We start from the raw sequence: 9673 nt of genomic DNA, 5'->3' as shown, positions 1-9673 counted from the left end.
AATGTGACTGAGCAGAGAACACTGCAAAAATTTTCTGATTATTGACTGTCTGAGCAAGTTCATTCTGGGTTAATGCTATTTGATAGCCCTGTTGTTTTAACTCTGCTCGTAAATCCCGACCATCCAAACGACCTTTGGGGTTTGATACATCGTCATAAACAGTCCAGTGATTTAAGCCACCTCCCATCAACACATTAATTCCATCTAACAACTTTGGGTTATAGCCCTTGCCTTTGGGAACTGCTTGTAGGGCAATATCATATTGTGCATCACGATGGCAGATATGTGCATAGGTTGCAGCAGGGGTCGCATGAGTCAATTCTGTCGTCGTCACCACCCCTACAGCTTTCCCTTTGCTCTTAGCCAGCTCTAAGATAGATAAAGCGGGGATTCCTGCTGCCACACTACTCCCTTGCTCAGGACAGCGGTTTACAGCTTTGGCAAGGCTTTTTCCATTTGGCAATGTTCCATCATCAGGCTCAACGGCTACTGTACCCGTCGACATGGCAATCACTTCATTTTTATTCTTTTGCCCTGTCATATAAGCGCCCATAGAAGGTGCGCTGTCCGTGGTTTGACCATCCTCAGAATAGGTCTTGATTCGGGCCGCATGTTTCATGGTGTCCATCGCCAGTTTACCATTTTCCCCTACAGCATAAATTCGACTGGCTGTTACCGTAGTTGGCCCCATACCATCACCTAGAAAGAAAATGATATTTTTTGTCGGACTAAAATCTGAATAATTTTCAGCATATACACCGCATGAGGTGATTGCAGAAGTTAAAAGCGTCAACAGGTAAGGGAAAGTTTTTAATGTACTATTCATTGGATATCCCTCTACTTATAAGCCTGTGATCTTGCGAATCAGATGGTTCACTTCAACATTCTCTAAGCTACCCGAGAATTGCTCTGCTCCCTGCCCTATGGCTCCCAAGAAAACATCAGCCCCGCCATGTGTTTCTTTATCTTTAAAACCTGTCTGAATCACGGCTTCTTGCTGGAAATCATCCGCAGCAGCTCCCGTACACCAGCCAGTTTCACTCAAAGGATAAGTAAAACTATATTTCTCACCTTGTTTAGGTTGTGGACCCTGTACTGGATGACAGATATCACTGTCTTTCAAATTGATTACTAGGTCATCCATCCGATTTTGTGTCGGACGCTTTTTGCCCGTACCAAAACCAATAATCGGATAAGGTTGTCCATGAATATCTTTGGCAAAACCCGCACGATCATAGTTTTTAACCAAACCTAGTACACTGGTTTCCTGACCTTGTACATATTTTCCAGTACGCTTGGCATAGCCATTTAAAATTAGAGTGTGATCATGATCTGCAGTTATCACAATCAAGGTATTTTTTAATTCAGGGTCACTTTGTCGAAGTTTTTTAATGGTTGCATCCAAAGCCTCGTTTAGGGCAATTGTATCCTGTAATGCACGCTTAGCATTGGTGTCATGTAAAGCATGGTCTATACGTCCCCCTTCAACCATCAGGAAAAAACCATTTTTATTTTGGGTTAGAATGTCCAAAGCGGCCAACGTCATTTGCTTTAAGCTAGGTTCAGGCAAGTTTTTTTTGGTTCGATCTAAGTCATAATTTAAATGGCTAGTATTAAACAAACCCAATAATTTTTCATTCTTTCCTAACTTCATCTGGGAGAGTTGAGTTTGATCATAGACCACTCGATAGCCTGCTTGTTGCATTTCTGCGATCAAATTCCGTTGGTCTATCCGTTCTCCCCCTTGATCTTTCGGCAGAAATTGACGCTTACCGCCGCCTAGAATCACATCAACCCCATCTTTTAATTTGACGTTATAACGCTGATAGGTATCACCTTGCGAACTTGGTACTAATTGGGATGCTATGTCATTTTCAGCATCACGATGACAAATATGGGCATAAGTCGATGCTGGTGTAGCATGCGTAATGCGAGTTGTCGTGACTACACCTGTACCCCAACCTTGTGCCTTGGCCAATTCGAGTAAAGTTTGGGTATCTTGCTTATTCTGGTTCTGAGGATTGGTTCCACATTGATGGTTTCCAGCCTGATCTGGTTCTACTGCAATTGTTCCAGTCTGCATGGATATCACTTCATTTTTCATTTTTACACCTGTCATATAAGCACCCATCGATGGTGCGCTATCTGTAACCTGTGCATCTTCTGAGAAAGTACGAACAAATGCTGACTCTGGAAGTTGATCTATCGGCAGTTGCCCGTCTTCACCAACAGCATAGATTCGTGCAGCTGTTAGTGTCGTTATACCCATTCCATCTCCCAAGAAAAAAACCACACGTTGAGGCTGTTTTGATGGTTGTACTGAAGCAGAAGATGATTGAACTAAAGCAGGACTTTGGCAGCCCGTCAAAATAACTGTGCCCAAACTACAGCATGCCAAACTTATTGATTTTTTATTAAATTTTTTCTTATGCCAAAGCATTGCATCGACTCATCTTAGGATGGTCGAAAAATACGCTTTAAATATTCAATTTAAATGACAAATTTATGAAAATATTATTATGACTACTTATATAAATTTTCCTAATTGCAAAAAATAGTGTAGCAAGTTGCTACACTATTTTTTTTACTTTATTTTTCTAACATTCTTTTTAGGAAAGCTTCTAATTCTTGTAAATTTTGATCATCAAATTGTCCGATTTTTAAAGATACCTTTAATGTATTATGGTCAAATTTGATATTACCAGCAACTTTCCCATCATATTCAATTTTATGTACAATTGAAGTTTGAATTACTTCTTTCGTTTCTCTTGACTTAAAGATTTTTTCAGCTAGTGATGCCAGTTTTGTCTGTTCAACTTCTTTTTTAAGCAATTTTGACCATGCTTCGAATAATGCTTCTTTAGCATTTTCATGGTTTTCTTCATGATCTGATAGAAATTTTTTCACTGCTGTAGCAGCGGTCCGTGCTAATAATGACGGCTGTTTTTCCAAATCTTCAATCAACTCTCCAGGTAATTTTTCAAAAGATAAATATTTATACATATCTTCACGATTCATACCTAATGACTTTGCTAACTTCTGCTTATTTTTTTTTAATTTTTCATCCAAAGAAGTTAATCCAACATATATTTCATAATCTGTCAGATCTTCTCGCTTTAAATTTTCAGCTAATGTTAATAAAGCAACTTCTTCATCCGATGCATCAATAATGATTACTTCAATGGTGTTCTTATTGAGAAATTGGTGGGCTTTCAATCGTCTTTCACCAGCAATCAACTCATATTTATCATTTATTCTACGAACTGCAATTGGTTGTAATAGCCCAATTTCCTCAATTGATGCTGCTAAATCTTCAATATCTTGTTGATTAAAGAGTTTTCGAGGCTGGTTAGGGCTAGCCTGAATATCTGTAATTTGTACATTACGTCTTAGCTCTTTGACATCGTTAATATGCTCCTTTTGGGCATGTTGATGCTTTTGAGTATTTTGCTGAAGACGTTTAGCCAATAGCTCTTTATTACTTACCATAGTATTTCCAGAATTATATTATCCGACACGCTGAACAATTTCTTGTGCTAAAGTTTCAAAAGCTTTTCGAACTTTTGAGTTTTTATCAACAGATAATAAAGGTTGTTGCAAAATTGCAGCTTGATTAACCTTAGTGCTCATTGGAATTGTGGTATGCAATAATTCTCCAACTTGATTAAATGCTTCATCTTTTATTAATTTACATACATTCTGACGCTCATCATGTTTAATTAATAAAGCACCTAAGAGTTCTAATTCAGGGTTAACTCTTCTAATTTTACTTAAATGATTAATTAAATCAGTAACACCATAGAGACCGTATTGTGAACCAGATTCAATTGGAACAATAACATGTGTCGAAGCGGCTAAAGCATTGCTGGTTAGTAATTTTAAGCTAGGAGGGCAATCAATAAGAATGTAGTCATATAATCCTTCTAGAATTTCCAATTTATTTGAAAGTTCCTCGGATGGTCTTGGTGCATCATCTTTCAATTGATCTTCAGTTTTACCAAGAGTTAATGAGCCATATATTAAGGAAACATTTTTAAATTTTGTTTCTTCTTCTAATGCTTCCGATAATAGACTTATATCACCAATAAGTAATTCAGCTGATGTAGTTTCAACTTCGCTAGGATGTCTTAATCCTATATGTAAACTTGCATTTGCTTGTGGATCCAGATCAATTACTAAGACCTTATTTCCTAATTCAGCAAGTTCTGAAGCAAGATGTACTACAGTAGTTGTTTTCCCGCAACCACCTTTATGATTAGCTACAGCAATGATTTTAGTTGACATATTTGTCTTAAGGAATTTACTTTGATTTCATTTAATATAAAGATATTTGTAGCAACTTGCTACAGTTCCTTTGTCATATTTTTATCTTTTGAATTCAAAAGATGTGGGAAAAACATTTCTTACCTTTTTTTAAAAATATAGCTAGCTAATTTTAATTAGTATTAATTAATATTAATTAGTTAATTATAATTAGACAAATTTTATTTGTTTAAAAACAAATAGATAAAGTTTTTAAGGTGGAAGGCGTGTCACTAATAAGTGGAAGGTCTGTCATTGATAAGTGGAAGGCCTGTCACTGATAAGTGGAAGGTTTGTCACTAATAAGTGGAAGGTCTGTCACCGATAAGTGGAATGTTTGTCACTATGGTGGAAGACTTGTCATTGTGATTTATTTTAACGTGGATTTTTTAGTTTAAAATAATATAATTCAATTATTTATAATGTTGATAAGTTTGTTTTTCTTAAAATAAAGGTGGAAGACTTGTCATTAGTTGTTTTTTATTCTGTGGATAAACTATTTGTATAAAATTTAATTGATAACATGATGTTTGATAGTCAAGAATACCGGAATGGTGGAAGGTTTGTCACTTTAATAGTGGAATATGTGGTTAGCAATTCCACTTTAGTGGTGTTGTAGGCCATTCCTACTTTCAAATTGATTGCTTTAGTGACACGGATGAATTATCAAAGGTGGAAGAATTGTCACTTAAAAGTGTTTAATTTTATATTTATTCCACTATATGGCTGAATAGTATCAAAATTGCACTTTAATAGTGACACTTCTTCCACTCTTAGGGTGTTTGATGGTCATAAACTTAGTTAATTTAAAGTAAGCAAGGGAAAATAGTGAGCGATTTGCATCTTCTTCCACTTTTGTGTATAACATGTAGAAAATATTTTAATCTTTCCACTTATGAGCAATCACAACGAACCAGAAGAATTAGAACATCTACCTTATTGTATTGGTAATATTCGACATAATGGAGTAGTCAGCACTAGTAACCGTCTGATTAGACCAATTGAATTATCATCTAATGAGTATAAAGCTCTACTTTATGCAATGGCTGTTGCGAATTATGGTGAGAAGAATAATCAAGATCGTGAAATCACAGAGCAAACTTATATTTATTTGCATAAAGATGATTTAGGCGAACTATTAGGATTAGATAAAAAGAATTCCATTAATGTTGCTATTGATCGTATTTATAAAGAATTATCATCACGAGTAGCTCATTTTGTAATTGAAGAGCCCGTGGATGATAATAAGCGTAAAGTTAAAAAAGTACACTCAGTAGTACCAATTATTCGTGAACTCCGTTGGGAAGATGATGCTAAAAATGCTTTGCAGATACGTTTCACCAGTGAAGTACTTCCATATTTTACTCGTTTAGCAAATGGAAATTTTACGACCTATCAATTGAAAGATTTATTTGCTTTGGACTCTGTAACCAGTATGAGTTTGTATTCATACTTTATCAAAAATGAATTTAAGTATGCTAATCAAGATTCTTATGAGGTTGAACTTTCACTTGAGAATATCAAAGCATTAATTGATATTGGGGAGAAAAAATACGATCGTTGGGTTGATTTTAGACGATACGTTTTAGACAAAATTATTGAAGAAATTAATGAAAGGACTAGTCTTCAATTAGAATACGATACCATCAAGAAAGGTCGACCTATTGTCGGAGTTCGATTTAAAATTCTTAATAGGCATGCCACTGAAGTTATTGTATCTAATACTAATGATAAGACTCAAATCTATTTAGATGTCAATTTTGATGATAATGCGCTTGTTAAAGAATTAGGTGCTAAGTTCGATATGACTGTAAGGTCTTGGTACATCTATGCAAACGACCCAAATTATAAACAGTTTAGTAAGTGGTTTAAGACAGAAGGGTGCTTAACTGAATCTCAAGCAAATGTGATAGTGAATGATATTATGTTCCAAATGGATTTTGCTGTAGCTGGCAGTTCAATGAGTGAATTTAAGAAAGAAATGAAATATAAATTAAAAAATAATCCAAATTTTGTAAAAGAAAATAGAAAACGATTGAATGAAATATTTGGAAAAGACGTTATATGACTGTGTAGCAACTTGCTACACTTTTCACTATAAGGTGTAAAATAAGCTTGATATCAGTTTACGTCATATTTTGATAGCTAATTAATAGACCTATGAACTAATTATTCATCCATTAAGGTAGAACATGAATACTAATCATTATATTCCTAACCACACACTTACGAAGACAGATCAAGGTTATGTAGTTAATTTTATCGTTGAACAAAATAAACCGATACCTGTATTTGAGAATATGTCACTTGAACAGGCATGCCAGGCAATGCTTATACAGGAACAGATCTTATTACAACCTACAGATGATGAGCATCTTATTGTTTATAAGGCAGATGATCAACAAGAAACCATGTTATATAAATCCTTTGATGATGCTCTGATTGCCTTTAATACAATGATGCAGGTCTATATAAAAGGTTATCTCTCTCTTTCAAGTATTTTACTTTTTGCTAAGAATGTTGATAACCAATACTCTGTGCCTAAAATGAATGAACTATTTGAAGAAGCGGCTAAGCTGTATCCGCAAAATTTAAAAGAAATAATGGAGTTGAAGCAGTCTTCTCTAGAGCATTTAAAAATACTAGAAGAAAATCAATGAGTAGAATATAACATTATGGGGTAGGGGTTTAATACACGCCAATCCCATTATGATTTTCAAATAATAACAGTAGATGAAAGTAAAGATCGCTAGCTTAAATAGATCTCTATGAATCGAACGTATAAGCATACTCTAAAATAACATAAAAGGGTATTTTATATGTTTTGCACTTGTGACGTCAGGTGACACAAGATTTGTCATTGAACGACACATAATGTTATTCCCGTCTAATTGCGATGCGGCATTTATAGTTAAAGCTTTGAACCGTACCGGGTTTGTCGGAGACCACTTTTCTTGAGAGAATGTCCCGATGAAAAAAGTAAAATACACCCCTGAAATCAGAGATAGAGCGGTTCAATTATTGATTGAATCCGAAAAAGATTATCCATCGAATTGGGCTGCGATCACAGCAATTGCGCCTAAGATTGGTTGTACTCCTGAAACACTTCGTGTTTGGTATCAAAAATATTTAGATAAACAAAATCCAGTTAAAGTACAGCAGCTTTCAGACCAAGAACGTATCAAACAACTCGAACGCGAAAATAAAGAACTGCAACGCGCCAATGAGATTCTACGTAAAGCAGCCGCTTTTTTCGCCCAGGCGGAGCTCGACCGCCCACACAAATAATGGTGGATTTTATCCATAACAATAAAGATCGATATGGTGTTGATGCGATTTGTAGGATTTTACCGATCGCAGCTTCAACCTATTACCGAACTTTAGATCTCGCTGACAATCCAGAACATCGAGCGAAACGAGATCTACATGATGAGCATCATGCTGAACAAATTCAACGAATTTGGAAAGAAAGTTCAGGTCGATATGGTGTGCGTAAGGTCTGGCAACAATTGAAACGTGAAGGTTATGTTATCGCACGTTGTACAGTTGCTCGATTGATGCAGAAGGTAGGTATACAAGGTGTTTGGCGTGGTAAGAATAAACAAACCACCCGTAGCCGAGATGATCAAAAAAGAGCACATGATTTAGTGAAACGTAATTTTAATGCTGATCGACCTGACCCTTGCGAAGCAGTGCTTCTCAGGTCAGTGACTTTACGTATATTCAAACTCATTCAGGCTGGGTCTATACCGCCTTTATTATTGATGTGTTCTCACGAGCAATTGTTGGATGGAAAGTATCTACACGGATGAATACAGATATGGTGCTCGATGCATTAGAGCAAGCATTGCACGACCGAGGCATGCCAAAGAATGTGATTCATCATTCCGATAGAGGTGTTCAATATCTTTCTATTCGCTATACCAATCGTTTAGAAGCTGCAAATTTACGAGCATCAGTCGGTACGACTGGTGATTCATACGATAATGCTTTGGCTGAAACGGTGAATGGCTTATACAAAACAGAGGTGATTGAATATTTAAAAGCAGATTGGCAAGGTTTAGCAGATGTACAACTTGCGACACTAAACTGGGTAGATTGGTTCAATAAAAAGCGTGTACACAGTGCACTGGGTTATGTATCGCCTTTTGAGTTTGAAGCAATGTACTATGATAAGATTAACCCGTTAGGTCAGGTGGCCTAACTTAAATAAAAAAGTCTCCGACAAACCCGGTACGGTTCACTTAGGGAACTATCGCAAAGGTCAAAGGGATGACTCAATTGTCTAAAGATACTGGTCTAGGTGAGAAAGCCTTTATAAAGTTCTTTCTCGTGAGGTTAACCCTAGTTTCGATACTATGATCAAAGTTGTAAAAGCATTTAATTTACGGCTAGCAATTTAACAGTGAATATTTAATAACAACGGGAACTAGACTCCCGTTGTTATTATTTTGGTAATTAAAGATTACTAGCAACTTGGTATGTGATGAATGAAAAGATGTAAGCTAATGCGAATAGATAAGTTGCCATAATGACTGGCTGTTTCCAGCTACCTGTTTCTCGTCTTATTGTTGCTAAAGTGGCGAGACAATGGGGAGCAAAAATAAACCATACTAATAATGATAAACCGGTGGCTAGCCCCCACCCATCTGGACCTGAAATTTGACTTAGCAGACTTTGGGTTACTGTATTTTCATCGCCAGACATTGCATAAATGACACCAAGAGCAGCAATTACAACTTCCCTTGCTGCCATAGCAGGGATGAGGGCAATACAAATCTCCCATGTAAAACCAATAGGTGCAAATATAGGGTGAATTAAATGTCCTAATTGACCAGCTAGACTATAGTTAATGGCCGGCATGGTTGCGTGGTCTGGTGGTTGAGGGAAAGTAACAAGTACCCATAACAGGATAGACAGTGCCACGATAATGCCACCAACTCGTTTTAAGAAAATGCTCGCTCTATCATACAAACCTAATGCAATGTTTCTAATATCTGGAATTCGATAGGTAGGAAGTTCAAAAATAAAAATACTTTCAGTTTTATCTTTACGAACTAATTTCAGGAAGAGTGAAACTAATAACGCAGATACTATTCCCGACATATAAAGACCAAAAAGGACCAATCCTTGCAGACTTAACCAGCCATAGATCAATTGGTTTGGAATAAAGGCAGCGATTAATAAAGCATATACTGGCAATCTTGCTGAACAGGTCATCAAGGGTGCAATCATAATTGTCGCTAATCGATCCCGTTCAGAGCTAATGCTTCTGGTTGCCATAATTCCGGGAATAGCGCAGGCAAAGCTAGATAGCAAAGGAATAAATGAACGCCCACTAAGACCTGCTTTAGACATTAATTTATCTAAC

The 9673-nt window shown here is 36.4% G+C and carries 7 protein-coding genes, 2 pseudogenes and 1 other annotated feature; of the genes and pseudogenes, 4 read left to right on the top strand and 5 right to left on the bottom strand.

Features of this window, described 5'->3' with window-relative positions:
- The 4 genes from ACWQ4X_RS19105 to ACWQ4X_RS19090 form a co-directional block, all read right to left on the bottom strand.
- Positions 1-826 (bottom strand): alkaline phosphatase (locus tag ACWQ4X_RS19105; protein ID WP_457904611.1); only part of this gene is annotated, 826 nt, incomplete at its 3' end.
- A 15-nt stretch (positions 827-841) separates the two neighbouring features.
- On the bottom strand, positions 842-2440 hold the full coding sequence (locus ACWQ4X_RS19100) for an alkaline phosphatase (protein WP_457904610.1): 1599 nt from the start codon (positions 2438-2440) through the stop codon (positions 842-844).
- Between the two features lie 149 nt (positions 2441-2589).
- On the bottom strand, positions 2590-3489 hold the full coding sequence (locus tag ACWQ4X_RS19095; protein ID WP_120384569.1) for a ParB/RepB/Spo0J family partition protein: 900 nt from the start codon (positions 3487-3489) through the stop codon (positions 2590-2592).
- An 18-nt stretch (positions 3490-3507) separates the two neighbouring features.
- A complete protein-coding gene (locus ACWQ4X_RS19090) occupies positions 3508-4284 on the bottom strand; it encodes a ParA family protein (protein ID WP_000104830.1) in 777 nt (258 codons plus the stop codon).
- Between the two features lie 913 nt (positions 4285-5197).
- Between ACWQ4X_RS19090 and ACWQ4X_RS19085 the strand changes: the two genes are divergently transcribed.
- The 4 genes and pseudogenes from ACWQ4X_RS19085 to ACWQ4X_RS19070 form a co-directional block, all read left to right on the top strand.
- Positions 5198-6370: a replication initiation protein gene (locus ACWQ4X_RS19085; RefSeq protein ID WP_161934472.1), complete on the top strand. Its 1173-nt coding sequence runs from the start codon at positions 5198-5200 to the stop codon at positions 6368-6370.
- 124 nt (positions 6371-6494) lie between these two features.
- Positions 6495-6962, top strand: coding sequence for a hypothetical protein (locus ACWQ4X_RS19080; protein ID WP_457904609.1), 468 nt, complete (start codon positions 6495-6497; stop codon positions 6960-6962).
- A 310-nt stretch (positions 6963-7272) separates the two neighbouring features.
- A pseudogene (locus ACWQ4X_RS19075) lies at positions 7273-8506 on the top strand (IS3 family transposase).
- Positions 7548-7664: a sequence feature (AL1L pseudoknot), on the top strand. (Overlaps the previous pseudogene by 117 nt.)
- A gap of 44 nt (positions 8507-8550) precedes the next feature.
- Positions 8551-8705: pseudogene (locus tag ACWQ4X_RS19070) on the top strand (addiction module antidote protein); the annotation flags it as partial.
- A gap of 55 nt (positions 8706-8760) precedes the next feature.
- Here ACWQ4X_RS19070 and ACWQ4X_RS19065 read toward each other — a convergent pair.
- Positions 8761-9673, bottom strand: a 913-nt coding sequence (locus ACWQ4X_RS19065) for a nucleoside recognition domain-containing protein (RefSeq protein ID WP_457904608.1), incomplete at its 5' end; no start/stop codon positions are given.

It is taken from the genome of Acinetobacter sp. NigerLNRRAM0016 (assembly GCF_054112845.1).
The sequence above is the reverse complement of the archived record's forward strand: the minus strand, read 5'-3'. Positions and strand labels throughout refer to the sequence as shown.